Annotated in this window: 26 protein-coding genes; 16 read left to right on the top strand and 10 right to left on the bottom strand. The window is 64.7% G+C overall.

The window, feature by feature from the left end; translation table 11 throughout:
• The first annotated feature begins 88 nt into the window (after window positions 1-88).
• The 10 genes from QCE63_RS18990 to QCE63_RS18945 all read left to right on the top strand — a co-directional run bounded on the left by QCE63_RS18990 (window position 89) and on the right by QCE63_RS18945 (window position 11,226).
• Complete coding sequence (locus tag QCE63_RS18990) at window positions 89-1,228, top strand: CoA transferase (RefSeq protein ID WP_309835136.1); 1,140 nt, start codon at window positions 89-91, stop codon at window positions 1,226-1,228.
• Window positions 1,228-2,445 (top strand): CoA transferase, encoded by a 1,218-nt coding sequence (locus QCE63_RS18985; RefSeq protein WP_309835135.1) that lies wholly within the window; start codon window positions 1,228-1,230, stop codon window positions 2,443-2,445. The genes QCE63_RS18990 and QCE63_RS18985 overlap by 1 nt, the downstream gene beginning before the upstream one ends.
• The gene (locus tag QCE63_RS18980) at window positions 2,442-3,626 is read left to right on the top strand and encodes a thiolase family protein (RefSeq protein WP_309835133.1); all 1,185 of its coding nucleotides are present in this window, start codon (window positions 2,442-2,444) and stop codon (window positions 3,624-3,626) included. Before QCE63_RS18985 ends, QCE63_RS18980 begins: the two co-directional genes overlap by 4 nt.
• A 3-nt stretch (window positions 3,627-3,629) precedes the next feature.
• The gene (locus tag QCE63_RS18975; RefSeq protein WP_309835132.1) at window positions 3,630-4,040 is read left to right on the top strand and encodes an OB-fold domain-containing protein; all 411 of its coding nucleotides are present in this window, start codon (window positions 3,630-3,632) and stop codon (window positions 4,038-4,040) included.
• A gap of 48 nt (window positions 4,041-4,088) precedes the next feature.
• Window positions 4,089-5,432 carry an MFS transporter gene (locus QCE63_RS18970; RefSeq protein ID WP_309835131.1) on the top strand — a complete coding sequence of 448 codons (1,344 nt, stop codon included), beginning with the start codon at window positions 4,089-4,091 and terminating at the stop codon, window positions 5,430-5,432.
• A 27-nt stretch (window positions 5,433-5,459) separates the two neighbouring features.
• Window positions 5,460-6,374, top strand: a complete 915-nt coding sequence (locus QCE63_RS18965; protein ID WP_309835129.1) for an SMP-30/gluconolactonase/LRE family protein — start codon at window positions 5,460-5,462, stop codon at window positions 6,372-6,374.
• A 50-nt stretch (window positions 6,375-6,424) separates the two neighbouring features.
• Window positions 6,425-7,861 carry an aldehyde dehydrogenase gene (gene aldA, locus QCE63_RS18960; RefSeq protein ID WP_309835127.1) on the top strand — a complete coding sequence of 479 codons (1,437 nt, stop codon included), beginning with the start codon at window positions 6,425-6,427 and terminating at the stop codon, window positions 7,859-7,861.
• Between the two features lie 190 nt (window positions 7,862-8,051).
• Window positions 8,052-8,702, top strand: a complete 651-nt coding sequence (locus QCE63_RS18955; RefSeq protein ID WP_309835125.1) for a GntR family transcriptional regulator — start codon at window positions 8,052-8,054, stop codon at window positions 8,700-8,702.
• Window positions 8,703-8,858: 156 nt separating this feature from the next.
• Window positions 8,859-10,163: an MFS transporter gene (locus QCE63_RS18950; protein ID WP_309835122.1), complete on the top strand. Its 1,305-nt coding sequence runs from the start codon at window positions 8,859-8,861 to the stop codon at window positions 10,161-10,163.
• 1 nt (window position 10,164) lies between these two features.
• On the top strand, window positions 10,165-11,226 hold the full coding sequence (locus QCE63_RS18945) for an amidohydrolase family protein (RefSeq protein WP_309835120.1): 1,062 nt from the start codon (window positions 10,165-10,167) through the stop codon (window positions 11,224-11,226).
• A gap of 12 nt (window positions 11,227-11,238) precedes the next feature.
• On the opposite strand, the gene hpxZ is transcribed toward QCE63_RS18945, so the two are convergent.
• From hpxZ to QCE63_RS18910, 7 genes are read right to left on the bottom strand one after another with little or no spacing between them, the layout of a single operon-like run.
• A complete protein-coding gene (gene hpxZ / locus QCE63_RS18940; protein ID WP_309835118.1) occupies window positions 11,239-11,619 on the bottom strand; it encodes an oxalurate catabolism protein HpxZ in 381 nt (126 codons plus the stop codon).
• Complete coding sequence (locus tag QCE63_RS18935) at window positions 11,616-13,022, bottom strand: AtzE family amidohydrolase (protein ID WP_309835117.1); 1,407 nt, start codon at window positions 13,020-13,022, stop codon at window positions 11,616-11,618. Before QCE63_RS18935 ends, hpxZ begins: the two co-directional genes overlap by 4 nt.
• A complete protein-coding gene (locus QCE63_RS18930) occupies window positions 13,019-13,213 on the bottom strand; it encodes an AtzG-like protein (protein WP_309835115.1) in 195 nt (64 codons plus the stop codon). Before QCE63_RS18930 ends, QCE63_RS18935 begins: the two co-directional genes overlap by 4 nt.
• A 39-nt stretch (window positions 13,214-13,252) precedes the next feature.
• Window positions 13,253-14,140 (bottom strand): ABC transporter permease, encoded by an 888-nt coding sequence (locus QCE63_RS18925; RefSeq protein ID WP_309835114.1) that lies wholly within the window; start codon window positions 14,138-14,140, stop codon window positions 13,253-13,255.
• Between the two features lies 1 nt (window position 14,141).
• Window positions 14,142-15,056 carry an ABC transporter permease gene (locus tag QCE63_RS18920; protein ID WP_309835113.1) on the bottom strand — a complete coding sequence of 305 codons (915 nt, stop codon included), beginning with the start codon at window positions 15,054-15,056 and terminating at the stop codon, window positions 14,142-14,144.
• Window positions 15,057-15,072: 16 nt separating this feature from the next.
• A complete protein-coding gene (locus QCE63_RS18915) occupies window positions 15,073-16,362 on the bottom strand; it encodes an extracellular solute-binding protein (protein ID WP_309835111.1) in 1,290 nt (429 codons plus the stop codon).
• Between the two features lie 37 nt (window positions 16,363-16,399).
• Window positions 16,400-17,455 carry an ABC transporter ATP-binding protein gene (locus QCE63_RS18910; RefSeq protein ID WP_309835109.1) on the bottom strand — a complete coding sequence of 352 codons (1,056 nt, stop codon included), beginning with the start codon at window positions 17,453-17,455 and terminating at the stop codon, window positions 16,400-16,402.
• A gap of 272 nt (window positions 17,456-17,727) precedes the next feature.
• Between QCE63_RS18910 and QCE63_RS18905 the strand changes: the two genes are divergently transcribed.
• The 3 genes from QCE63_RS18905 to QCE63_RS18895 are packed head-to-tail and all read left to right on the top strand — an operon-like array spanning window position 17,728 to window position 19,935.
• The gene (locus QCE63_RS18905; RefSeq protein ID WP_309835107.1) at window positions 17,728-18,645 is read left to right on the top strand and encodes a polysaccharide deacetylase family protein; all 918 of its coding nucleotides are present in this window, start codon (window positions 17,728-17,730) and stop codon (window positions 18,643-18,645) included.
• Window positions 18,642-19,328: a GntR family transcriptional regulator gene (locus QCE63_RS18900; RefSeq protein ID WP_309835105.1), complete on the top strand. Its 687-nt coding sequence runs from the start codon at window positions 18,642-18,644 to the stop codon at window positions 19,326-19,328. The genes QCE63_RS18905 and QCE63_RS18900 overlap by 4 nt, the downstream gene beginning before the upstream one ends.
• Window positions 19,329-19,347: 19 nt before the next feature.
• On the top strand, window positions 19,348-19,935 hold the full coding sequence (locus QCE63_RS18895; RefSeq protein WP_309835104.1) for a flavin reductase family protein: 588 nt from the start codon (window positions 19,348-19,350) through the stop codon (window positions 19,933-19,935).
• Window positions 19,936-19,953: 18 nt separating this feature from the next.
• Here the strand turns inward: QCE63_RS18895 and QCE63_RS18890 are convergent, their stop codons facing one another.
• Entirely contained in the window at window positions 19,954-22,146 is a 2,193-nt protein-coding gene (locus QCE63_RS18890; protein ID WP_309835101.1) for an ATP-binding protein, read from the bottom strand.
• A gap of 104 nt (window positions 22,147-22,250) precedes the next feature.
• Window positions 22,251-23,315, bottom strand: coding sequence for an Ldh family oxidoreductase (locus QCE63_RS18885; RefSeq protein WP_309835099.1), 1,065 nt, complete (start codon window positions 23,313-23,315; stop codon window positions 22,251-22,253).
• Between the two features lie 209 nt (window positions 23,316-23,524).
• On the opposite strand from QCE63_RS18885, the gene QCE63_RS18880 reads away from it, so the two are divergent.
• The gene (locus QCE63_RS18880) at window positions 23,525-23,797 is read left to right on the top strand and encodes a hypothetical protein (protein ID WP_309835097.1); all 273 of its coding nucleotides are present in this window, start codon (window positions 23,525-23,527) and stop codon (window positions 23,795-23,797) included.
• A complete protein-coding gene (locus QCE63_RS18875; RefSeq protein WP_309835095.1) occupies window positions 23,794-24,789 on the top strand; it encodes an FkbO/Hyg5 family chorismatase in 996 nt (331 codons plus the stop codon). The genes QCE63_RS18880 and QCE63_RS18875 overlap by 4 nt, the downstream gene beginning before the upstream one ends.
• Here QCE63_RS18875 and QCE63_RS18870 read toward each other — a convergent pair.
• Window positions 24,781-25,650 (bottom strand): LysR substrate-binding domain-containing protein, encoded by an 870-nt coding sequence (locus QCE63_RS18870; RefSeq protein WP_309835093.1) that lies wholly within the window; start codon window positions 25,648-25,650, stop codon window positions 24,781-24,783. The genes QCE63_RS18875 and QCE63_RS18870 overlap by 9 nt on opposite strands.
• Window positions 25,651-25,794: 144 nt before the next feature.
• Here QCE63_RS18870 and QCE63_RS18865 point away from each other — a divergent pair, with 144 nt between their 5' ends.
• Window positions 25,795-26,652 (top strand): DMT family transporter, encoded by an 858-nt coding sequence (locus QCE63_RS18865; protein WP_309835091.1) that lies wholly within the window; start codon window positions 25,795-25,797, stop codon window positions 26,650-26,652.
• Window positions 26,653-26,707: the final 55 nt, after the last annotated feature.

The following is a 26,707-nucleotide window of genomic DNA, read 5'->3' as shown; positions in this document are numbered from 1 at the left end:
GGGTAATCCCGAATCCGCGTTGCCTTGTTTCGATACAAAATATAAATTATATTTTCGAGCAACGGAAACCAGACCATGGAGACAACCCATGACTCAACCTTACGAGGGCCTGAAGATCCTCGACCTGACCGACGATCTTGGTCGCTACGCCACGCGATTGTTCGCCGACCTCGGCGCGGACGTGCTGCGGGTGGAACCGCCGCACGGTGCGACCGACCGGCGCGCGGCGCAGTCACCGGGCGATCCGGCGGCGCGCTGTGAGTTCGAATTCTTCAATGCCAGCAAGTCCGCCATCGCCCTCGACACGACCACGGCCGAAGGGCGCCGCACATTCGCGGAACTAGCGCGTGATGCCGATGCGATCGTCGTCGAACGCGGCGCGGCGCTCTATGACGCGTTCGACTGGCTGCGTGAAGTGGCGCCGCGCGCCGTGCTTGCTTCGGTGTCGCCGTTCGGCCGCACCGGCCCGCTCGCCGATGCGCCGTCGAGCGATCTCGTACTGCAGGCGGCGGGGGGAATCGCATGGCTGTCGGGCCAGCTCGACGACGCGCCGCTGCGTCTGCCCGGCTCGCAGTCGACGATGGTCACCGGCGTTTATCTGGCGGTCGCGTTGTCGGTTGCGTTGTTCGATGCGCAGGCGAGCGGCGAGGGACATGTGATCGAGATATCGGCGCAGGAGGCCATCGCGCATTCATTGCAGAACTCGATCCAGGTCTACGACTTCGAGAAACGCATTTCGATGCGCGGCGGCGAAGGCACACGCGACGCAAGCGAAAACGTCTTCGCCTGCAGGGACGGCTACGTGTTCCTCGCCGCGCCGCGCACGCTCGGCGTGTCGTGGAATGCGCTGATGACGTGGATCGGCCAGACCGGCCATGCCGCGCTGCATGAGTTCGAGACGCCGCGCTGGGCCGACCGCCAATGGCGCCTGACGCGCGAAGCGAAAGACGTCTTCCGGCGCACCATCGAACCTTTTTTTGCGCAGTTCACGAAGGACGACATCACCCGCGAAGGCATGCAACGCAAGATCGTGCTCGGGCCGGCCTCGACGCTCTGCGACGTGCTAGCCGATCCGCAACTCGCGCATACCGATTATTTCCGTGTGCTCGACGACACGCTCACGATGCCCGGCGCGCCGTATCGCTTCTCGGAGGACGTGTGGAAGGTGTCGCCCGCGCCGGGGTTGCCGCAACGCGTGGCTCATATCGACACCGAGGAGGTGCAGTAATGCGGCAGGACCTGTTGAAGGGCATTCGCTTCGCGGATCTCACCTGGGCGGGCGCGGGCCCGTTCGGCACCAAGGTGTTCTCGGACTTCGGCGCGGAGGTCGTTAAAGTCGAGAGCATGACGCGTCCCGATTCCGTGCGCACGGCGGGACCGTTCAAGGACGGTATTGCGGGCACCAATCGCAGTGGCTACTTCGCGTCGCGCAATACGGGCAAGAAGAGCATTGCCATCGACATGAAGACGCCCGAAGGCAAGCAGCTCGTGCTCGATCTGATCGCGCGGTCCGACGTGGTGACCAACAACTTCGGCCCCGGTGCGATGGATCGTCTCGGTCTCGGCTATGACGCGCTCAAGACCCTCAAACCCGATCTCATTTATCTCTCGATGCCGATGTACGGCCAGGACGGGCCGCGTGCGTCGCTGCTCGGCGTGGGCATGACGATCAGCGCGGTGACCGGGATCATGATGCACACCGCCTACGATGCGGCCGAGCCCATCGGCCCGGGCACGCACTTCCCGGATCACGCCGCCAATCCTTATCACGCCGCTTTCGCGGTGCTGGCCGCGCTGCGGCACCGGCGCAAGACGGGGCGCGGCATGAAGATCGATCTGTCGCAGGTCGAATCGACGGCGAACTTCATGGGACCGTTGCTCGTCGAAGCCGCCCGCACCGGCAAGGAGCCGCCGACTGTCGGCAACCGGCATCGCACGCACTCGCCGCACAACATCTTCCGTTGCGCGGGGCAGGACCGCTGGGTCGCCATCTCGGTGCTCGACGACGCGCAATGGCGCGCGCTTGCCGGGCTCATCGGTAGCACGGACCTCGCTGACGACGCCAGCCTGAAGCACGCGTCAGGACGGCTCGCGCAGGTGGATCGCGTGGAAGCGGCGGTGTCGGCGTGGACCCTCGGCAAGCAGCCCGCAGAGGCGGCCGCGCTGCTGCGCGCAGCCGGCGTGCCGGCGGCGGCCGTTGCGAGTTCGCGGGATCTCATCGAGAAAGACGAACAACTCGCCGCGCGCGACTACTGGCAGCGCGTGCCCCATCCGGAGGTGGGTCCGACGCTCATCAGCTCGCCGCCATTCCTGGTCGATGGCGCGCGCATCGCGCTTGCGCCGCCGCCGCTCTTTGGCGAGCACACCCGGCGGGTGTTGCGCGACGACCTGGGTCTTTCGCAGGAACGCATCCGCGAACTGGAAGAACGGGAGGTCCTGAAATGACGCGGACATCGACATCGACAAGCCGGCTCAGCCATGCGGCAGCGGTCGTCGGCATCGGTCATACCGACTGGCCCGGCGACTGGCAACGTGCGCGCCGCGACGAAAAGCCCGCCGACAGCTATGGCTATGGCGCCGCCGCCTTCCGCGCGGCGCTCAATGACGCCGGCCTGACCCGCGACGACATCGACGGACTGATCGTCGGACCCACCACGGCCTACGAACGCATGTCGGAAGTGCTCGGCATCAATCCGCGCTGGGGCGATCAGGCCGACGCAGTGCTGTCGGTTGCGCAGGCGGTCTCGGCCATCGAAAGCGGTCTGGCCGAGACCATCGCGCTCGTCTACGGCAACGACCAGCGCACGGCGAAGATTCAGTACGGCGGCCCGCAGGCGATGGGCGGCGACATGTTCCTCTCATACGTCTATCACGCACCATGGGGCATGACGTCGCAAGGCGCGCTGTATGCACTCACCTTCCAGGCATACAAGGCCGCACGCGGCTTCGAAGATGCCGATCTCGGCCGCGTCTCCGTGGCGCAGCGCGCATGGGCTTCGATGAATCCGAACGCGGTGATGCGCAAGCCCATCACGCTTGATGACTACCTCGCGGCCAAGACTATTTGCGCGCCGCTGCGCCTGTACGACTACTGCATGATCAACGACGGTGGTGTGGCGCTGATCATCACGAGCCGCGAGCGGGCGAAGCGCGCGAAGCAGAAGCCGGTGTTCATCGAAGCCCTCGGAAGGCGCGACTTGAACGCGGGCGCGACGAGTCTCGAGCCCCGCCTCACAGAGTTCTACTTGCCGGCGCAGCAGGATTGTGCGCGCCAGGCATTCGACATGGCAGGCATCGGGCCACGCGACATCGACGTGTTCCAGGTCTACGACAGCTTCTCGGTACACGTGCCGCTCGCCCTCGAAGGTTATGGCTACTGCGAGGTCGGCGAAGCGGGACGCTTCCTGCGCGAGCAGGGTATCGGGCCCGATGGCGCGCTGCCCACCAACACAAGCGGCGGGCATCTGTCGGAAACCTACATGCAGGGCTGGGCGCATCAGATCGAATGCGTGCGCCAGTTGCGCGGGCAATGCGGCGAGCGCCAGGTGCGCGATGCGCGTTTTGCGCACTATACGTCGGACGTGGCGGGCAAGGCCGTGTCGATCATCTACGGAAACGAGGGCTAGGACATGGACGCAGACAACCTCTCATTCCCGCCGGGCGCGGTGCTGGGGCACTACGACCTGCCGATGTGGCGCAGCATCGCCGGCCATGCGATGGAGCTGCCGTGCTGCGCCGATTGCGGCCGCTTCCACTATCCGCCGGGACCGGCGTGTCCCCATTGCCTGTCGCCTGCGCTGGTCTGGAAGCCGCTGTCGGGCAAGGGCGAAATCATCTCGTGGGTGCGCTTCGAGCGCACCTATCTCGAACGCTATCCCGCACCCTACAAGGTGATTGCCGTGCGGCTCGCGGAGGGCCCCGTGATGATCTCCAATCCCGAACCGCTCGACGAAGCCGCGTGCGCCATCGGCGCGAAAGTGCGCCTCGTGTATGCCGAGCTCGATGACCACACCATCCTGCCGCGCTTCAGGCTCGAATGAGCGTGGCGCGCAGCCTACAGGCAATATAAATAATATCGGAGACCCATTGTGAACGAAGCAGCGTTGTCACGCGCCACGGCCAAGGTCGAGCGCCGCCTGATTCCTTTCTTGATGCTCATCTTCCTCGTGTCGTTTCTCGATCGCGCCAACGTGGGTTTCGTGAAGGGCGATCTGCAAGTGTCGGTCGGGATATCAGAGAGCGTCTTCGCACTCGGCGCGGGGTTGTTCTTCGTGTCGTACGCGCTGTTCGAGGTGCCAAGCAACATCATGATGCATCGCTTCGGCGCGAAGATCTGGATCTCGCGCATCATGGTCACGTGGGGTCTTGCGAGCGCCGCGCTGATGTTCACGCAAGGGCCGGTGTCCTTCTATGTGTTTCGTCTGCTGCTCGGCGCCGCGGAAGCGGGACTCTTCCCGGCGGCCATCTACTACATGAGCTGCTGGTTTCCGGACGATTCGCGCGGCAAGGCCATTGGCTACTTCTTCGTCGCGGCGCCGCTTGCGCTGGTGGTGGGCGGACCGGTGTCGGGCGCGCTGCTCAATCTCCACGGAATGCTGTCGCTCGCCGGCTGGCAGTGGATGTTCCTGATCGAAGGGCTGGCCGCATGCGTGGTCGGCGTATGGGCGTTCTTCTACATGGACGATGCGCCCGCGAAGGCCGCCTGGCTTACCGACGAGGAACGCCAGGCGCTCGTCGATCGCCTCACGCTCGAAGCGTCGACGAAGGCGCGCGATGATGCAGGCGGCAACTGGAAACAGGTGCTCGCCGACGCCAACGTATGGCGCGGAGCCGTGTGCCATTTCTTCGGGCAGATGGCCTTTTACGGCGTGGTGTTCTATCTGCCGGCGCAGGTGGGCGCGCTGCTCGGCAAGACGATGGGCTTCGAGGTCGGCCTCGTGACGGCGATTCCATGGGCTATTGCGTGCGTCGTCTGCATCTGGCTGCCGACGCTCGCTGACCGCATCCACCGGCATCGCGCGATCTGCATCACGTTGTTCCTGATAGGCGGTGTGTCGCTGGCGTTCACCGCCTATGGCGCGCCCGTCCTGCGGATGTTGTCCATGTGCGTGTCGTGTGGGGCGCTGCTCACGGTGTGCTCGATCTACTGGACCTTCCTGCCGCGTTGCCTCGCGGGCGGCGCGGCGGCACTCGGCATCGGCTTCGCGAGTTCGCTCGGCATCGTCGGGGCATTCATCGCGCCGAATCTGCGCACCTGGGTGGCGCAAACCATGGGCTCGCCGGTGTACGGCCTGTTCGCCATCGCACTGGCCGCGATTGTCGGCGCACTGGTCGTCTCGACGATGCGCTGGCCCGTGAACGGCGAACGCCGCCGTCCCGCGATGCAGACCATGCCGTCGGCGCAACCCGTCTTCGAGAAGATCGGCGACTGAGCCTCACATCAAACGGAGAAGCATTCGATGTCACGAAGTTTTGAAGCCATCAACTATGCGCGCTTTCGCCGCTACATCACGAACAGCGTACTCGAGGAACTGCATGCGGGCATGCGCTGGAGTGAAGGCCCGGTATGGTTCGCGGATACGCAGACGCTGTTGTTCGTCGATATCCCGTCGAGCCGGATTCATCGCTGGGTGGAGGGGCAGGGCGTCTCGATCTTGCGCGAGCCGTCGGATCATGCAAACGGCATGACGCGCGACCGGCAAGGCCGGCTCGTGACCTGCGAAAGCGGCACGCGCCGCGTGACGCGCACCGAATTGAACGGCGCTGTCACCGTGATCGCGGACCGCTATCAGGGCAAGCGCCTCAATTCACCGAACGATGTCGTCGTGAAGTCCGATGGATCGATCTGGTTCACCGATCCCGACTACGGCATCCTGAGCGACTACACCGGCGACCGCGCAGAGAGCGAGATCGGCGCATGCAATGTATATCGCTGGGACCCTTTGACGCATGAACTGACAATTGCGTGCGAGGGTTTGTCGAAGCCGAACGGACTGGCTTTCTCGCATGACGAGGGGTGCCTCTACGTCGCTGATAGCGGCCGCACGCACGATCCGCAGGGCGAGCACGCGATCTACCGTTTCGAACTGGACAGCACGGGCAAGCCGGGCAGGCGCAGCGTGTTCTTCTCGGTAGAGAAGGGTGTGCCGGACGGGCTGCGTGTCGACGTGGACGGCAATGTGTGGACCAGTTCCGTCTCCGATGAAGGCGTGATGTGCATCGCGCCGGACGGCGAACTGATCGGCCGCATCCATGTGCCCGAGCCTGTGTCCAATCTGTGTTTTGGCGGACCGAAGCTCAACCGGCTGTTCATTACGGCGGGGCCGCGCCTGTTCTCGATCTACACCGGAACGCGCGGCGTACCGGTCCTCTGAACGCATGCGCACGCCCTTCATGGGACGCGCATTCTCGAACTGGAATAGCGATGCAAGCAAACAAAAATGGATACCGGCATTACATCGGCGGACGTTTCATCGATGCGCAGGAAACGCTCGATGTCGTCAATCCGGCCTCGGGGAAGGTGATCGGCAGCACGCCGGTGGCGAGCCGCTCGACCGTCGATGAAGCCGTGGCCGCTGCGCGCGCCGCGCAGCCCGCCTGGGCGAAGAAGACGGCCATCGAGCGCGCGGGATACGTGCGCCGCATCGCGGAGAAAATCCGCGCACAGGCTGCGCGGCTCGCACGCATCATCAGCGAAGAGCAGGGCAAGACGCTCGCGCTCGCGCAGGTGGAAGTCGCCTTCACCGCAGACTATATGGACTATATGGCCGAATGGGCACGGCGCATCGAAGGCGAGATCATCACGAGCGATCGGGCGGGCGAGCAGATCTTCCTGTTCCGCAAGCCGCTCGGTGTCGTGGCGGGCATTCTGCCGTGGAATTTTCCGTTCTTCCTGATCGCGCGGAAGATGGCGCCCGCGCTCGTCACTGGTAACACGATCGTCGTGAAACCGAGCGAGGAGACGCCCATCAACTGTTTCGAGTTCGCGCGTCTGGTCGCGGAAACGGATCTTCCCGCCGGCGTGTTCAACGTGGTGGGCGGAGCCGGGGAGACCGGAGCGGCGCTCTCGGCGCATCCCGGCGTGAATCTCATCAGCTTCACAGGCAGCGTGGAAACCGGCTCGCGCATCATGGCGGCGGCCGCGGCTAACGTCACCAAGGTCAATCTCGAACTCGGCGGCAAGGCGCCTGCCATCGTGCTCGCCGACGCCGATCTCGACCTTGCCGTCAGCGCCATCCGCAATTCGCGCGTCATCAACAGCGGCCAGGTGTGCAACTGCGCGGAGCGCGTCTATGTGCAGCGTTCCATCGCCGCGGCATTCACCGACAAAATGGCCGCTGCGATGAAGCTGACGACATTCGGCGACCCGCTGCTGGATGAAAGCGTGGACATGGGGCCGCTCATCAATCGCGAGGGACTCGCGAAGGTCGATGCGATGGTCCGCTCGGCCGTGCAGGCGGGCGCGCAGGCCGTGACAGGCGGCGCGATCTTCACCGACGGTCCCGGCTTCCACTACCTGCCTACCGTGCTCGCAAACTGCAGCGCCGACATGGGCGTGATGCGCGACGAGATCTTCGGGCCGGTGCTGCCGATCCAGATCATCGACGATCTCGACGAAGGCATTGCGCTCGCCAACGACACGATCTATGGGCTGACGTCATCGGTCTATACGCGCGATCTTTCGGCGGCGATGAAGGCGTGCCGTGAACTCGACTTCGGCGAGACCTACATCAACCGTGAGAACTTCGAGGCGATGCAGGGTTTTCATGCAGGCGTGCGCAAGTCCGGCATCGGCGGCGCGGACGGCAAGCATGGGCTGTACGAGTTCATGCATACGCATGTGGTGTACATGCAGGCTTGAGCGGCACATTTAGGAGGATTCCAAGCCGGGCCTGGGTCGTTCCGGGCGGTTATATATTATAAAATTGCGCCAGTCCGCCGGATGGGACTGGCGTTTTCCATTCCGGCAATTTCAGCATCATCATGCAAGCGGCGGCGACAGCGGCAGCGGCGCATACGACGGACGTTCGGCCGAACGGGGAGCAGCAGACATGGCGTTCTTGACGAAACTGGATCAGGTGGCGGAGAAACTGCGCGAGCAGATCATCGCGGGTGAATATGCGCGCGGCGAGAAGCTCAAGCAGGTCGAGATCGCCGAGCAACTGGGCGTGTCGGTCACGCCCGTGCGCGAGGCGCTCAAGGTCCTCGAGATGGAAGGCTACATCGTGAGCCAGCCGCATCGCGGGCTGTGCGTGCCCGAACTCGACTACGACCAGGCCGTCGAGATCTTCATGCTGCGTCTGCTGCTCGAACGCGAATTGACACGCGCCGCCCTCGCCAATCTGACAATCGATGGGCTGAAGGAACTGAAGGCAGCCGAGGCGGAGTTCGCACGGCTGTCGAAATCCAAGGACATCTTCGCGGCGCGCGCCGCCAACGTGCGCTTCCATTTCCGGCTGTACGAGATGGCGGAGCGGCCACAGACACTACAGTTCGTGCGCGTGCTGTGGGCAAAGTATCCGTTCAACTATCAGGAGCAGCAGTCGGTGCGCTTCAAGCAGATTGCGAGCGAGCACGACGAATTCCTCGAACACGCGGCCGCTGGCGACTTCGAGCGCGCCGTGGAAGCAATGTGCCATCACATCGAAAGCGGCTGGAACCGGGTTGGCTCGTTGTTGCTGGAACACAAGGAAGCGCGCTGAACTTCATTTCTTCCCCGTGATTACCCTGTAAGCCACGGGTTTGGTTTGTCTCTATACAAAATATAAATTATATTCGAACGCGCATAAACGCTCGTCCGTGACCCATCGCGCCATGCGAACGATGGTCCGTTCGCGACCTACAACAAGGAGACAGAAGTGCGCTGGAAATCACGCTACTGGGTGTACCTGATGCTGTTCTCGCTGTGCGCGATCAACTATCTCGACCGCGTGGCGCTCTCGGTTTCGGCGGGCCATGTGAAGGCTGATCTCGGCCTGAACAATGTGCAGCTCGGCTATTTGTTCTCGTCGTTCCTGTGGGGATATACGTTGTTCCTGATTCCCATCGGCCTGATGGTGGACCGTTTCGGTGCGCGCATCGTCGCATCGACCAGCATGGCGGTCTGGTCCGCCGCCACGGCGCTGACCGGGGCGGCCTCGACACTGGCGGGCGTGGCGGCGGCGCGCATTGTGATGGGTATTGGCGAGGCATCGTGTTATCCGGCCGAGGCGCGCATCATCCGCGAATGGGTGCCGCGCCAGGAACGCGCCTCCGCCATGACCTTTGCGAACTCGGGCGCGTACTTTGGCCCGGCGCTGGGCGCGGTGGTGCTGGCCTGGCTCGTGTCCGCGATCGGCTGGCGCTGGTCGTTCGCCATCTGCGGGGCGGTGGGCTTCGTGTGGCTCGCGTTGTGGCTCAAGTATTTTCGCGAACCGGAAGCGGCTACCTGGCTGAGCGATGAAGAGCGCGCGCTGATCTGCCGCGAGCGCGAAACCACGAGCCAGAGCAAGGCGGACGAAGCGCCCATCGGACTGCGCGGGCTGATGAGAAGTCCGACCATGTGGGGCCTCATGCTGACGCAGGGCACCGGCGCCTACACGCAATACCTCTTCCTGACCTGGCTGCCGAACTATCTGCAAACGGAACGCGGCATGACGCTGATGACGAGCGGCACCGCGATGGCCGCGCCCTATATCGGCTCGATGGTCATCTCGATTGCGCTCGGACTGCTGAGCGACCGGCTGCTGACGGCGAGCGCCGTCGAAGCGGGCGGCCGGCGCCTGTTGCTCGGCGCAGTGATGCTCGGCGGCGCGGTCATCCTGCTGGTGCCGTTCGTGTCGAGCGTAGTGGTGATCCTGCTGCTCATCACGATCGCGCTCGGCAGCGTGTCGGGAGGCCTCGCGCTCAACATGACGCTGCTGAGCGACCTGCTCAACTCGCGTAGCGACCTCGGCCGCGCGATGGGCCTGCAACTCGTCGGCGGCAATGTATTCGGTTTCCTGGCGCCCATCGTGACCGGCTATGTCGTTTCGGCAACGGGCCACTTCGACGCGGCGTTTGCCGTCGCGGGCGGGCTGCTCGTCGTGGGCGCGCTGTCGTCGTGGCTGCTGACGCGGTCGCACATCGGCGCGCGCCGCGTGCCGGCCGCGAACCCCGCGATGTCCGAACAGGTCGGGGGCTGACATGACCGGGACGACCACGCACGCAACCGCAACGGAAGCCCGCCCCAACGCGCCGCACATCGCCATTCGCACGGCATGGCTCGCGCAGCATGATGAGGATGCGCTGGAACCGGCGCTTCCGATCATCGACGCGCATCATCATCTGTGGGAGTTGCCGGGGAAGATCTATCGCGCGGAGGATTTCGTCGGCGATCTCGACTCGGGCCACAACGTGCGGGCGACGGTGTTCGTCGAGTGTCACACGCACTATCGCAGCGACGGTCCGCCGGAGTATGCGTCGCTCGGCGAAACCGAATTCGCGTTGGGCGAGGCGCGGCGAGCACAGACGGAAACACAGACGCAGACACGCGTGGCGGCAGCGCAGGTGGGCAACGCGGACCTCGCACTCGGCGCAGCCGTGGGGCCGGTGCTCGACCGCATGCTGGAGGTGTCGGAGGGGCGGCTGCGAAGCATCCGCAACATCGCCGTCTGGCATGCGGATCCGAACGTGCGCGCGTCCGCTGCCACGCCACCGCCGCGACTGCTGCTGCAATCCGCGTTCAACCAGGGCATGCGCGAACTCGCGGCGCGCTCGCTCGCCTTCGATGCATGGCTCGTGCATACGCAGCTCGCCGAATTACGCGCGCTCGCTCAGGCGCACCCGGCGACGACGATCGTGCTGAATCATGTGGGCGGGCCGCTGGCGCTCGGGCCGTATCGCGGACACCGCGCGGAAGTGTTCGACGCGTGGCACAAGGAGATGGCCGCGCTCGCGGCATGTCCGCAGGTGCATGTGAAATTGGGCGGCTTCGGCATGGCGCTGTTCGGTTTCGACTTTCACACCACGGCCGCGCCACCGGATTCAGCGCGCGTCGCGGAGGCGATCCGGCCTTACGTCGAAACCTGCATCGAACTTTTTGGTCCCGCGCGTTGCATGTTCGAGAGCAATTTCCCGGTGGACAAAGGCTGCTTCAGCTATGGCGTGATCTGGAACGCGTACAAGCGGATCGCGGCGGGCCTGGATGCGCGCGACAAGGCCGCGCTGTTCCACGATAACGCCGCGCGCGTCTATGGCATCGAATAGCGGCGTTGCCAGTCAACGCTCCATCCAGCTCACATGCGCGCTGACCACGCGCCAGCCTTCGGGCATCTTTACCCACGTCTGGCTTTGCCGTCCGACTCGCGGCTCGCCGTCGCGGCGAAACTCGATGTGGGTCACGGCGAATGCATCGCCATAAGTCGTGACCACGCGCGCCGTCACCGTGCGCGCGAGACCCTTGCCCGGCCGCGCAGCCCGAAACGCGCGGATCGCGTCGTAACCGTAGAGATTTTCCGCTGCGCCATAACGCAGCGTATGAGGCGAGTCGAAGAAGAGCGCGTCAAGCATGGTGACGTCGTTGCTGACGAGCGCCTGCTCATAGGCGTCGAAGGCCGCATCGACTTCGGCGAGCACGTCCGGACGATTCATTTCCATCATGCCAGTGCAGCGTCGAACGACGGCGGCGGCGGACAGTACGCAAGCTGCGCGCGTTCGAGCCGGCGCGCGGCCTCGAAGGCGAGATCCTCGCGCCACGGCGCCGCTATCAATTGCATGGCGATAGGCAGGCCGCTGGCGCTGCGCATCGGCACGGCGACGACCGGCAAGCCGAGGCACGATATCGGCTGCGTCAGCAGGCCGAGATTGGCCCGCACCGCGAGCGTCTCGCCGTTGATCTCCATGAATTCGTCGCCGATGCGCGGCGCGACCATCGGCGTCGCGGGCGCGATCAGCACGTCATGATGCTCGAAGAGTTCGAGCACGCGCCGTCGCAGGGCGGCACGCACGCGCTGCGCCTGCACGATCCATGCGGCCGGCAGCAGCGCGCCGGCGATCAGCCGGTCGCGCGACAGCGGCTCGCGCTCGTCATAACGCGCGCGCAGATTCTCCGCGTGCAGTTGTCCGCCTTCCGCCGCCGTGATCAGGAACGCCGCGCCGCGTGCGGCATCGGTGTCGGGAAATTCGACGGTCTGCGCCGCGTCGAGCGCTGCGGCCGCGGCATGCGAGGCAGTGCGTGCATCGTCGTGCGCATGCTCGTCGAAGTAGCCGCTCAGGCGCGCAACGCGCAACGTGCCGTGCGTCTGGCGCGCCGTCTCGAAGGGGCGCGGCGCGCAGGCGGGGTCGAGCGGATCGGCGAACTGCAACGCATCGTAGATGGCCGCGAGATCGTCGGCGTTGCGCGCGAACGCACCCATATGATCCAGGCTGGCAACGAAGGGCCAGGTGCCGTGACGCGACAGGCGGCCATACGTGGGCTTCACGCCGAACACGCCGCACAGCGAAGCCGGCACGCGCACGGAGCCGTTCGTATCGCTGCCGAGCGTGACCGGCACGAAGCCCGCTGCGACCGCAGCCGCGCTGCCGCCGGATGAGCCGCCCGCCGAGCGCGTCAGATCGTGCGGATTGCGGCAGGGCCCCGCGTGATGATTCTCGGTGGTGAAGCCGTATGCGAACTCGTCCATGTTGAGCGCGCCGATCAGGATCGCGCCCTGCATCACAAGACGCTTCACGAGCGTTGCATCGTGCGTGGCGGGCGGCGTGTTGGCCAGCACGCGCGATCCGGCGAGCGTCGCGAGTCCTTCGATATCGAACAGGTTCTTGACGGCGAACGGTACGCCCGCGAGCGGCGGCAAAGGTTCGCCGCGCGCGCGGCGTGCATCGAGCGCGGCTGCTTCGGCAAGCGCCCGGTCGCGCGTGATCGCGGTGAACGCGTTGACATGCGCGTTACCGGCATCGATGCGTGCGAGCGTCGCTTCGATCAAATCGCGCGCACTGAACGCGCCGTCCGCATAGGCGCGCGCGATGGCGAGTGCATCGAGGGGAAAGTGCTGACGTGCGTTCACGGGCGATATACCGGCGCGGGTTCGTCGCCAGGGTTCAAAGGATAGGCGAGTACGGGCGCGGCGAGTTGCGCGATCCGCATGAACTGGGCCTTTACGCGCAGCGCGGCTTCGCCGGAGAGCGCCGGAAAGTACAGGGCGAGCGCGGCATCGGCGTAGGCGTCGAGGGCATCGTTTGATTCAGGAAGCGTCAAGATATGGCTCAAGGACATTGGAGAAGCGTGCGCGTTTGTTCAAGCCCTTCGTTTCGAGATCGCCCAGACAATCAGCAATCCGCCGATCATCACTGCAAGCGAGAGCAGCGTGGTCATCGTGCCGAGCGCATAGATCACGGGTGTGGTGACCGAAGTCGTCAGGCCCTGCAATTCGAGCGGCAAGGTGTTCTGGTCGCCGATGGCTTGCGAGGTACGCGCAATCTCATCCCACGAGAGCGTGAAGCCGAACATGCCGACGCCGATCACCGAGGGCCCGATGATCGGCAGCACCACATGCTTGAACGATTGCCACGGCGACGCGCCGAGGTCGCGCGCGGCCTCTTCATACGCGGGATTGAAGCGGTTGAACACGGCGAACATCACGAGCAGGCCGAACGGCAAGGTCCAGGTGAGATGTGCGCCGAGCGCGGAGGTATAGAGACTCATCGAGGTGGTCCAGTTGTCGGCGAAGGACTGGAAGCCCCATGCGTTCGCCAGATATTTGATGCACGTATCGAGCAGCCGGAACGTAAGGCCGATCCCCAGCGAGACGATGATCGACGGCATGATCAAGCTCGCCACGGACACATAGAACACCGCTGTATCGCCCCGAAAACGCCGCCTGAACGCGAGCCCGGCGGTCACGGAGAACAACACGGTGAGCACGGTCACGGCGAGCGCCAGCTTCACCGAGCGCCCGAACGCTGCCCAGATGTCGATGTCGCCCACGCCGTCGCGCAGTGCGGCGAACCAGTGCAGCGAGACGCCGCGCATCGGAAAGGTGAGGCCGCCTTCCGGCCCCTGGAACGACAGGATGAAGATGGTGATGACGGGCCCATAGAGAAACAGCACGAAGAGCCCGAACACCAGCGCAAGCCAATAGAAGCTTGCCGGCCGATGTTCGCGATGCATGATGGCGCCCGCCATGTCACAGCTCCTTTCTGATATCGACCACGCGCGTCAGCGCCCATACGATCATCAGCACCACTGCCAGCAGGATGATGGCGTTCGCGGCAGCGGCGGGGAATTGCAGATAACCTGTCTGCACCTGAATGATCTTGCCGACCGAGGCGATCTGCTGTCCGCCCATCACCCCGACCGTCAGGAAGTCGCCCATCACGATGGTGATGACAAAGATCGAGCCGATCACGATGCCGGTCTTCGAGAGCGGCAGCACCACGTCGCGAATCACCTGCCAGCCATTCGCGCCGCCGTCGCGCGCGGCTTCGAGCAAGGAGCGGTCGATGCGCATCATCGCGTTGAAGATCGGCACGATCATGAAGAACGTGTACAGGTGCACGAACGCCAGCACCACGGAGAAGTTCGAGTACAGCAGCCAGTCCACCGGCCGCTCGACCAGATGCGCCGAGAGCAGCGCCTGGTTCACGAGACCGTTGCGCCCGAGAAGCGGGATCCACGAGATCATGCGGATCACGTTCGAGGTCCAGAACGGAATCGTGCAGACGAGGAACAGCACGGTCTGCATTGCCGTGGTGCGCACATGAAAGGCGAGGAAGTAGGCGATCGTGAAGCCGATCAGCAGCGTCACAGCCCATACGATCGCGCAGAACCGCAACGTGGACCAATAGGTCTTGAAGGTCACGCAAACATCCGTGAGCGAGCCGCAGCCGTCGAATATCGCCGCATAGTTCTTCAACGTGAACGCGGGGATGATCTGATATTCGTTGAAGTCCCAGAAGCTTACGATCAACGTGATGATCAGCGGCACGATGAAGAACAGCACGAAGGTCAGCGTGAGCGGTGTGGCCTGCAACCATGCGCTCACGCGCCGGTGACGCACGGTCGCCGGCTTTGACTGCGGGAGATATTCGACAGAAGCCATCTTGAACGGCCCTCCTTCACGCAGCGATGAACTCGTTCCACTTCTGGACCATGTAGATGTTCTCGTCCATCACCGCGTTCCAGCAGGCAATCGCGCTCATGCGCTGGGTGTACGAGCCGCCGTCGCGCACGGTGCCGGCCTTCTCCAGCAATTGGCCATCGGGCGCCTTGATGTCCTGCGCGGCGGGCTTGCCTTCCATCCAGTAGTCCCACTCGTAAGCCTGCATATGGGTCTTCGCCGTGTCGGTCACGCCGGGATAGTAGCCCTGACGCATCAGGTACGCGCCCGCCCAGCCGTCCTGGAACCAGTTGACGAATTCATATGCCGCATCGAGCTTCTTGCCCTGCAGCGAGCGCGGAAAGCCGAAGCCCGATGCCCACGAGCGATAGCCTTCCTTGAGCGGCTGGAACTTGCACGCGATGCCCATCGTGCGGACCTTCGTGACGGCCGGCGACCACATCGACTGGATCACGACTTCACCCGAGGCCATCAGGTTGACGCTCTCGTTGAAGTCACGCCAGAAAGCGCGGAACTGTCCCGCGCGCTTGGCCTCGATCAACACCTTGATGGTCTGGTCGATCTCGGCCTTCGTCATGTTGCCCTTGTCGCCGTACTTCACCTGACCCATCGCTTCGATCGCCATCGCGGCATCCATGATGCCGATTGCCGGGATGTTGAGCAGCGCGGCCTTGCCCTTGAACTGCGGGTTGAGCAGTTCGGCCCAGCTGCTCACCGGACGCGAGATCAGATCCGGACGGATGCCGAGCGTGTCCGCGTTGTAGGTAGTGGGAATGAGCGTCATCCATTCGGTGGGCGTCGCGCTGAACTCGGTCGAACGTGCGCCCTTCAGGAACATCACCTTCTTCGGCGCGGTGCCCTGGTCGCCGATCTTCTTGCCGTTCACCTCGCCCTTCGTGAGCACGGGCGTGATCTTGTCGGCGAGCTTGATGCGCTTCGCGTCCATGCCCGCGAGCGTGCCGGCCGGAATCAGCTTCTTGAGCGCGAAGTATTCGGTATCGACGATATCGAAGGAATTGGGCTGCGTGATGATGCGCTTGGTGACGTCATCGGTCGTGACGGGGATGTACTGGATCTCGATGCCCGTATCTTCCTTGAACTTCTTCGCGATCTCCGCGCTCTGGTTCACCGCCGTGCCGAGATAGCGCAGCGTGATCTTTTCCTGCGCATGCACATAGGGGAAGCCGGCAATGCCCGCCGCCGCCACCGCGCCCTTGATGAACGTGCGCCGTGAAATGCCCGTGCTCGTGCCGTGGTCTTCGCAAGCCTTGCCCTGATCGTCGTTCATTGGACTCTCCTCGAATTCGTTTGTGAAGCGCGGTTTTTCATGCAGCGAGCGGATGCGCATTCTGTTCGTCCCACCACACGGTCACACGCGCGCCGGGACCGGCACGTTGCGGATCGTAGTCGGCGTCGCTGATGACCGAGACGAGTTCGGGCGAGCCGTCGAGCGGGACGAGCGTCATGCGCAGGTGCGTGCCCTGATACTCGGCCTCGCGCACCGAGCAGGCGAGGCCGCCGATGCGCGACAGCCCGCTCTCGCTCGCGCTCGTGCCGGGCACGCTGCCTTGCGGCGCGATGCGCAGATGATCCGCACGCACCGTGAAGAGACGCCCGTGCGTGCCGAGCACGTTATGGCCGCCGAGAAAGCGCGCGACGAATTCCGTGCGCGGCCGGTTGAAGACATCGAACGGCGTGCCGCTCTGTTCGATATGACCGTGACTCATCACGACGACGAGATCGGCCAGCGCCATGGCTTCTTCCTGCGAATGCGTGACATGTACGAAGGTGATGCCCAGTTCCTTCTGCCAGCGTTTGAGTTCGGCGCGCATTTGTACGCGCAGGAAAGGATCGAGTGCGGAGAGGGGTTCGTCGAGCAGCAGACAGCGCGGTTCGTTGAGCAGCGCACGGGCGAGCGCGACGCGTTGCTGCTGACCGCCGGAAAGCTGTGCTGGCTTGCGCTCCGCATAAGGCGACATCGCGACGAGGTCGAGCAGTTCCCCCGCACGCTTTCTGCGCGCGTCCTTCGCGACGCCGCGTACCTTCAGGCTGAAGGCGACGTTGTCGAGCGCGGAGAGATGCGGAAACAGCGCATAGCTCTGGAACACCATCGCCGTGCCGCGCGCGACGGGCTGCTCGCGCGTGACATTGCGTCCGCCGATCAGCACGTCACCCGCGGAAACCCATTCGTGGCCCGCGATCATGCGCAGTGTCGAAGTCTTGCCGCATCCGGAAGGGCCGAGCAGGCAGCAGTACGCGCCGCCGGGAATGCGCAGGTCGATGGCATCGACGGCGAGCGCATCGCCATAGCGCTTCGTCACGTGCACGAGTTCGATATCGGCGGGGCTTGCGTGAACCACGGTGGATGCCGGCTGAACCATGAAGGCTTGTCCTGTGTGAAGACGCTTGGAGGGTGAAGCGCCCCAGCCATTGCAAGACATATGCCATTCGCATTGCGCAGCGTACGACGCAGTGAGGGACGATGCCCCGCGACGCATGCCCGGCAACGCATGTCGACGAATTGGCGCGCATATTGCACACGATTCCGTTGCGCGATCGTCGGCACGTAGACGCAACACGCGTGTGCGATCGAGGTGCGGATAACGTCCGCAATGGGGCATGACCTGACCAAACCGGTTCATCCGGAACCCACATGAACGACTTCGAACCGTTGCAGACGCATGGGCGCTTCGCCTATCGCCCGATCCATGATGGCGATGGCTATCGCTGGCCGAATGGCGCCAGTCTCGCCGTCTATCTCGGCTTCAATCTGGAGCACTTCGCGTTCGGCAAGGGACTCGGCGCCGCGCTCGGGCCACTGTCGCCGCAGCCCGACGTGCTCAACTACAGCTGGCGCGAGTACGGCAACCGCGTGGGCGCATGGCGCTGCATCGAACTGTTCGATGCGCTCGACATGCCTGCGGGCACGCTCATCAATACCTCGCTCTACGATCACTGTCCGGAACTCATCGAAGCCTGCGCCGCGCGTGGCGACGAGCTGATCGCACACGGACACACGAATGCGCAACGCCAGAGCGATCTCGACGAAGCAGGCGAACGCGCGCTGCTCGCGCATTGCCGCGCCCGCATGGCGGAGCGCTCGGGTGTTGCGCCAGCGGGATGGCTCTCGCCGTGGATCTCCGAATCGCGGCGGACGCCGGACCTGCTGGCGGAGACGGGCTACCGCTACACGCTCAACTGGTGTCACGACGACCGTCCGGTGCGCATGGACACGCGCAGCGGTCCGCTGTGGTCCATTCCCTATCCGCAGGAACTCAACGATCTGCCGATGATCATGGCCCGGCAGATGGACATGCGCGACTTCGCCGACATGATCGTCGACCAGTTCGACGAGATGCTCGACCAGACGCAACGCGCCCGCGAGCCGCAGGCGCTCGTGATGGGCATCGCGCTGCATCCTTATGTGGTCGGGCAGCCGTATCGGCTGCGGCATCTGCGGCGCGCACTCACGTATATCGCATCCGCGCGCCAGGACATCTGGCTCACGACGCCCGGTGCAATCGCGCAGCACGTCGATACGGTCTTGCCGCGCATGGCCTCCGTCGCATGAAGCCGCGCGAAGCAAGCGCCGACGCGCGCATCTATCGCTCGATCTTCGAAGGCGTGCTGAGCCGCAAGCTCACGCCCGGCACGAAGCTGCCCGAGCCGGAACTTTGCGCGCTGTTCGGCGTGGGCCGCGCTGTGGTGCGGCGCGCGCTCGAAAAGCTCGCCTACGACGGCATCGTGGTCCTGCGTCCGAACAAGGGCGCGGTGATCGCGCAGCCGACGCGCGAGGAGACCCGCGCAATCTTCGAGGCGCGTCTTGGCGTTGAACGGGCGCTGGTCGAACTGGCGGCGCAGCGCGCGACGCCCGCCGACATCGCGACGCTGCGCGAGCAGTTGCACGAGGAGCACGAAGCCATGCATCGCTTCGATCAGCCTTCATGGGCGCGGCTCGCGAGCACCTTCCATCTGCGCATCGCGGCGCTTGCCGGCAATGCGATCCTCGAGCACTATCTGACGGAGCTGGTGTCGCGCTGTTCGCTGATCGTCGGCGCCTACGAGTCGGCGGGGCATGCGCCTTGCGAACACGACGAACACACCGCTATCCTCGATTGTCTCGAAGCACGCGATGCCGAAGGCGCCATGGCCCACATGAGCGCGCATCTGCGTGCGCTGGAAACACGTATCGAGACCTCGCGCATGCCGGGCGCAAAGGGACTCGCGCATCTGCTCGGCATCGACCCCGCATGACGAACCGCAGTGGAGTGACATGGAAATCGACTTCGAAGCGATCACCGAATATCAGCGCTACAAGCTGATGGCGAGCCTCATCGTGCCGCGTCCCATCGCGCTCGTAACGACGCTCGGCGCGGATGGCATCGTGAACGCCGCGCCGTTCTCGATGTTCAACATGCTGGGCGAGGAACCGCCCATCGTGATGCTCAGCATCAACCGGCTGGCGGACGGCACGTTGAAGGACACGGCGGTGAATATTCCGCGCGAGAAGGAGTTCGTCGTGCATCTCGCCGATGAAGCCATCGCGCAGCAGATGCATCGCTGCGGCGAGCGCTTCGCCGCCGACATCTCCGAACTTGACGAAGTGGGCTTCACGGCGCTGGCTTCGTCGCGCGTGAAGCCGCCGCGCATCGCGCAGGCGCCCGTCGCGTTCGAATGCGAACTATGGGAGACGCTGACGACCGCGAGCCGCCATATCTTCATCGGCAAGGTGCTGATGCTGCATGCGCGCGATGAACTCATCGATCTTGAATCGTGGCGCGTGCGGCTGCAACATTACTTTCCGGTCGGCCGCTTCGGCGCGAGCGACTACATCACCACGCGCGAACGCTTCCAGATGTAAGGCCTGCGTGAGCGCGCGTCAGGCCTTGCCCGCGCCGCGCATCGGCAGGCCGTTGAGCAGCGCCTTCAGGTCGTCGATGTTGAAGGGCTTGGCGAGGATCGCAAAGCCGGTGCGCCGCGCCTGTTCGAGCTGATCCGCATAGCCCGTCATCAGCGTGACGGGTTGCTTCGGGCGACGCGCCTTGATCCATTCGGCAAGCTTGATGCCGTCATAGGCGCCGGGCATCTGGATGTCCGAGAGCACGAGGTCGAATTCGTCGCCCGCTTCCAGCACACGCAATGCCGCGTCGCCCGAAGGTTCGTGACGCGCCTGCCAGCCCAGCACTTCGAGCACCGCGCACAGGCCCGCCGCGACTTCCTCGTTGTCCTCCACCAGGAGCACCGTCGACGAGGGCGCATCGCGCGCGACGCTCGCGACGGGCGGTGCGTCGGCGGGGGTGTCGTCGTCGCCGGTCCAGTGCGGCAGATGGATGACCACGGTCGTGCCGTAGCCCCACGCCGAATCGAGGCGCGCGCCGCCGCCGGCCTGCTCGGCCATCGCCTGTACTTGCGCGAGGCCGAGTCCCGTGCCGGCGCCCGCGCCCTTGGTCGTGAAGAGCGGCTCGAACGCATGCTTGGCCACTTCCGGCCGCATGCCGGTGCCGCTGTCCTTGCACGAGATCACGACGTACTCGCCGCCATCCAGTCCTTCCTGGCCGTCCAGATGGCGCACGTTGCTGCACTGGATATGGAAGGTGCCGCCGTTCGGCATCGCGTCCTTCGCATTGACGGCAATGTTGATGAGCGCCGAGTTCAACTCGGTGGCATCGACGCGCACAGGCCAGGTCGCTTCCGGCACGCGCGTGTGTACGCGAATCTTTTCGCCCACCGATGCATGGATCAGCGGCTCCGCTTCCGTCATCCAGCGGTCCAGGTGGATGACCTGCATCTGCAAGGGCTGGCGGCGCGCGACGCTCATCAGCCGGCGCGCGAGCGCCTGCGCGTTGACCGATGCGCGCTCCACGGCGGTCACTTCCTTTTCGAGCCCGTTGAAGCGCTTGCGCCGCGCGATCTCCATGTTCGAGGTCACGACCATCAGCAGGTTGTTGAAGTCGTGCGCGACGTTGGCGACGAGATTGCCGAGCGCGCCCATGCGCTGCATGCGGCGCGTCGTGGCCTCGGCGCTGCGGCGTCGGGCCAGTTCGCCGCGCCAGTTGTGCCACGCCGCTTCTTCGGCACGCAACCGCCGCAACGAGAAGCCGATCAACACCCATACCGCGATGCACGGGATCAGTGCGATGGAGGCAATCGACACGTCGCGCCGCCACCAGGCGAGCCGTATATCGTGGATCGAGAAACCCGCGGCGGCATACAGCGGATAGCCGCCGACGCGCCGCCATGCGGCCAGTTTCTCGTCATTGTCGAGTGGCGAGACGTAGCGCATCAGGCCCTCGGTCTCATGCTGCGCGAAGGCCTGGGCGAGCACGCCATGGCGATCGGGCGCATCGGGTGCCGTTGGTGCGGGGAAGCGCGCGAGCACGCCTCCGTCGGCGCGATGCAATGCAAGCGTCAGCGCGGGCTCGTTCAGCGAGAGCTGGCGATAGAAATCGATCAGTGTGTCGCGCCGCAATGCAATCGAAATCTCGCCGAGGAAACGCCCGTCCTGCGCGAAGCGCGACGTGAGCGTGTTGATCATGTCGGTGTTCTTGATGCGGCCGCGTTCGGGCATCGACACATGAAACGTCGAACGCGTGTCGCGCGTGGCGATGAAGTCCGCGCGATCCCCGATCGACACGTCCGGCACCGGCAGGAAGCGGCTGCTGACGAGGAGCTTGCCGTTGCTGTCGACAACCGAAATGGCCGCGATCTGCGGATGGCTTTCGACGAGATGGTCCAGCTTGTCGTGCAGTTCCTTCTGGCTGCGCGCGATGAAGTCCGCATCGCCGCTGCCGAGCATTTCCTCGACGCGTGAAATCATTTCGCGATTGATGCTGAAGACGGTGTCCGCCTGCTGATCGACCACGCGCACGAGCCGTTGCAGTGATTCGCCGGTTTCGCTCAGCGCGCGTCCGTAAGTGTAGTAACCGTACAGGGCGAAAAAGGCGAACGGAATGGCGATGGACGCAGCGAGCGCGGCAAACAGCCGTCTGCGCGCGGCGCGAAAGTCGAGAGGCGGCAGTGCGGGCAGCGGCTCCGCAGTGCCGAAGCCGGAAAGTTCTTCTGGTTCTTCCATGACGCCAGTGCAGGCAGGTACGATCGACAGCATGAACCGGTCGGCTCGAAGCGTCGTCGATGTTAGCACGCGTGCCGCCACGCACCTTGCACGTTCGTGCGTTGTCAGTCGTCGCGCGCCACCGGGGTTACGCCGGCTTGCGAGGCCACGTCATCGAGGCCCTTGAGCGTGTCGGCGGGCAGATAAAGGCCTTGCTGCAACTGCGCTTCCTGCGTGCGAACTTCCTTTTCGCCGGGATAAAAAATCTCGTCGACACCATCCGCGCGCGGCGCGGACTTCAGCGCCTCCACATAATGTTCCATGCGGGCCTCGAAGATATCGAGCGGCTGGAACGCGGCGATGTTCAGCGCGATCATCAGATGCCCGACGTTGCTGCGCCCGACGGGTTCATAAGGACCGCGCACGTCGTCCAGGAAGCCGCTGCCCGACAGCACGCCGGACAGCACGTCCACCATCGTGCCGATCGCATAGCCCTTGTGCCCGGCCATCGGCAGGATGAAGCCCTTGAGGCCTTCCACTGGATCCGTGGTCGGCCGGCCGCGCACGTCGATGGCCCAGCCTTGCGGAATCGTTTCGCGCCGCAACTGCGCCAGCACAATCTTGCCGCGCGCGACGCCCGAGTTGGCCACGTCCATGACCATCGGCGGATAGCGGCCGGCGGGTGCGGCCACCGACCACGGATTGGTACCGATCATCTTCTTGAGACCGCCCCAGGGCGCCATGTTCGGGCCGCCGTTGGTCATCGCGAGCATGATGCAGCCCGCTTCGGCGCCCATGCGCGTGAAATACATGCACGTGCCGAAGTGATTCGAATGACGCACCGACACCGCGCCGATACCATGCGCCTTCGCGCGGCGGATGGCATCGAGCGCGGCCGTCCGGGCGATGACGGGACCGATGCCGTCGTTGCCGTCCATCACCGCGATGGCGCCGGCATCGACGGGAAACGTTGGCTGCGTGACCGCCTTCATCGCGCCGGAGCGCAAGCGCGCGTAGTACCAGCCGAGCCGCAACACACCGTGCGATTGATGGCCCCACAGGTCGGCTTGCACCATGGCATCGGCGGCCAGGAGCGCATCTTCGGGGGGCGCGCCCGCGGAACGGTAAACTTGCGAAATGAAAGCGCGCAGCGCATCGGGATGCACGCGGACGAGTGCGGCGTCGGTCATGAGCGAAAGTCTCCGTGGCGGTCATTGGGGTGTCGGACACTCTTTAACAGGTTGAGCTTTCGTCCGCCCTGCATGGGCGCCAGACCGCGCAGTCAGGCTGCCCGCAGACCGATCGAAGCTTTCGCTTGCTGCGCTGCGATTCGCCATGGTAGAAGCACCGCATCGATGCGCCGTAGCGCGGCGCGCCATCAACGTAACAGGAGCATGCAGTGAGAAGGACCGCCGAAAACAAGCTCAAGGTGGTCGCAGTCCGTGTCGATCCGCAATTCGAACAACGGCTGCGACTCCTCGCGGAAGTGACGGGACGCAAGCAATCGTTCTTCCTTCAGCAGATGATCGAAAACGGCATCGGCGCGCTGGAGGACACCTGGCTGCCGCCGGATGTGCTGGAGCAAGTGCGCAGCGGCGCGTTGCCGACGCCGAAGGACACCCCCCCGATGGCCGATCTGTTCGGCACGGAGCACGCGGAGGAAACGGATTGAGGCCGGCTGAACCGGAAGGGATCGAGGCGCGCTTCGTCACTAGCGGCGCAGCGGCGAGCGGCGGCGTGCTCGGGCGGGTCGTGTTCGGTGCGGCGAGCGCCGCGCCTCGCCTGGAAGACGGCGTGCCGACGCTCTGCCTGCAGATGGTCGACGACGCCCGCGACAGCTTCGCCGAAATCTGGCGCACGTCCGGCGAAACGCGCTGCGGCATGAAGAAGGGTCTTGTCTACGGTCATGACGACGCCTTGCTCTTTTGCGCGGGCTTCATTCCGGCCGGTGCAGGCTATACGGAAGCCGCGCGCCAGGCCTATGGCGATGCCTTCGCGCTCGTTCGCACGCTCGACTTCCCGACAATCTTCCGCATGTGGAACTACATCCCGGAGATCAATGGCGAGAATCCGGACGGGCTCGAGGTTTATCGCGACTTCTGCCGGGGACGCGCGCTGGCGTTCGAAGCAGCGGACGCGGGCCAGGCGGGCATGCCTGCGGCCACTGGCATCGGGACCTGGGGCGAGGGCGTCGGCTTCTACTTTCTTGCCTGCCGTGACGATGACGCGAAGCACATCGAGAACTCGCGGCAGATGCCCGCTTATCGCTATCCCGAGCGTTACGGTCCGAAGCCGCCGAGCTTCGCGCGCGCCACGTACCGACACGGTGTGCTGTATGTGTCGGGCACGGCGAGCATTGTCGGACACGAAACCCTGCATGCGGGCGACCTGCTGAAACAGTGGGACGTGGCCACGGACAACGTGGCGCATCTCATTAGCGCGGGCAATCTCGCGGCGCAGGGCGTGACCGACGGCTACACGTTGCACGATCTCGATCAGATCAAGGTCTACTACCGGCGCGCGGATGATCTGCCGCAGATGATGCAACTGGCTCGCGATACGTTTCATCCGCGCGCCGAGGTGCGCTTCCTGAAAGTCGATATCTGCCGTACGGATCTTCTTGTCGAGATCGAAGGGATCGCGCGGCACCGCGACTCAGAGTGACGCCGACTCGCGCAGCGTCTTGAGCAGCAGGCCGTGCAGGCCGTCGACCGCCTTCGAGCCGCGCGAATCGCGGCTGCGATAGACCGCGACCTGCATCGGCCCGAGCGGTCCCAGGCCTTCCTCGCTGCCGAGTATGCGCAGATGTCCGGGCGCGCTGCATTGCGTGAGCGCCGCGACGGCGAGGCCGCTGTCCACGGCCGCGATCTGTCCGGCGAGACTCGAGCTGTGATAGACCACCTTGTAGCGTCTTCCCTGCTGCGCGAGCGAATGTATCGCGCTCTGTCGCGCGAGGCTCGCGCTTTCATACACGGCAATCGGCAGCGGATCGCGCCGCCATAACTCGAACTGCGCCGCGCCGACCCAGACCATCGGCTCGTGAAACAGCAGCGTGCCGCGCCGCGCGTGATCGCGCGAGATCAGGGCAAGGTCCAGTTCACCACTTGCCACGCGCGGAATCAGCGCGGTCGACTGCTCGCACGACAACTCGATCTCCACGCCGCTATGACGCGGCGCAAAGCGCTTCAGCACAGGGGTGAGGTACTTTTCCGCGTAGTCGTCGGGCACGCCGAGGCGCACGCGCCCGGTCAGTTGCTCGCCTTGCAGCGCGACCTGCGCCTGCGTGTGCAGGTCGAGGATGCGGCGCGCGTAGCCGAGCAAGATCTGGCCGTCGTGGGTGAGTTCGAGCGTGCGCGCGTTGCGCTCGATGAGCCGCAGCCCGAGCGCGCTTTCGAGCTTCTTGAGCTGCATGCTCACCGCCGATTGCGAGCGATTGACCTCGCCGGCCGCGCTCGATAGCGAGCCGGCATCGACCACCGCGACGAAGCACTTGAGCCAGTCGGTTTGCAGATCGCCTTGCTTCATCGTTTTGGTCGCTTTCGATTTTCGAATGGATACCAGATGAATTATGCGCTTTTCTGACATCTCGATGCAGACCACACTGGCTGCATGAACACGAACCCGCACCCGCACATTCAACCCGCGACGGCCGGCCTGGCGAGGCCGGCTATGGCATCCGGTGCAGTTCCCTTCGTGTTCGGCTGTGCGTTGCTGGGCACCATCGGACTCTTCGTGCATGAAGCGCACGCCGGTCCGCTGACCGCGACGTGGTTTCGCTGCGTCTTCGGTCTGGTCGGCTTGACGCTCTGGCTCGTGCTGCGCGGTCAGGTCCGCTTCCTCCGGCTCAATGGACGAACCGGGCCGTGGGTTTTGGCAGCCGGCTCGCTGATGGTGCTGAGCTGGGGCTTGTTCTTCAACGCCATCGAACACATTCCGACCGGCATGGCGATCGTGCTGTTCCATGTGCAGCCGGTGTGGGTGCTGGCGCTCGGCGCGCTGTGCCTGGGCGAACGCGTCGGCAGGCGGCGCGCCGGCGCGGTCGCGGTGGCGATGATCGGCCTCGTGCTCGCGACGGGCGTCATCGGGCACGAGGCGGGTGGCGAGGGCTATTGGCTCGCGATTGCATCGTGTCTGCTGGGCGCGTTCTGCATGGCCTGCGTGACGATCATCGCGCGACGCTTGCGTGATCTGCCCGCCGGAACGCTCGCGTGGTGGCAATGCGCGGTCGGCACGTTGACGTTGTGGATCTGGCCCATGCAGCACGGCTGGCCCGCATGGGGCGCGTCATGGCTCTGGCTAGCGGGACTCGGCGTCATTCACACGAGTCTTGCCTACACCTTGATGTACAGCGGCATGGCGCGGCTCGACACGGGACGCATCGCCGTACTTCAGTTTGTCTATCCGGCGGTGGGCATCGTCATCGATTGGCTGTTGCTCGATCAGCGTCTCGGTGGCGTGCAACTGATGGGCGTGATGTTGATGCTGATCGCAATCGGGCTTGCCGAACAGCGTCGTCGTCGCTCGTAGCAACTAACTGTCCCTCGCGCGGGCGTCTTTGGATTGCGCATGGATCCGCGTTCGA

This window comes from Caballeronia sp. LZ065 (assembly GCF_031450975.1).
Taxonomy (GTDB): Bacteria; Pseudomonadota; Gammaproteobacteria; order Burkholderiales; family Burkholderiaceae; genus Caballeronia.
Note: the sequence above shows the minus strand (reverse complement) of the source record. Positions and strands in the feature narration are given on the sequence as shown.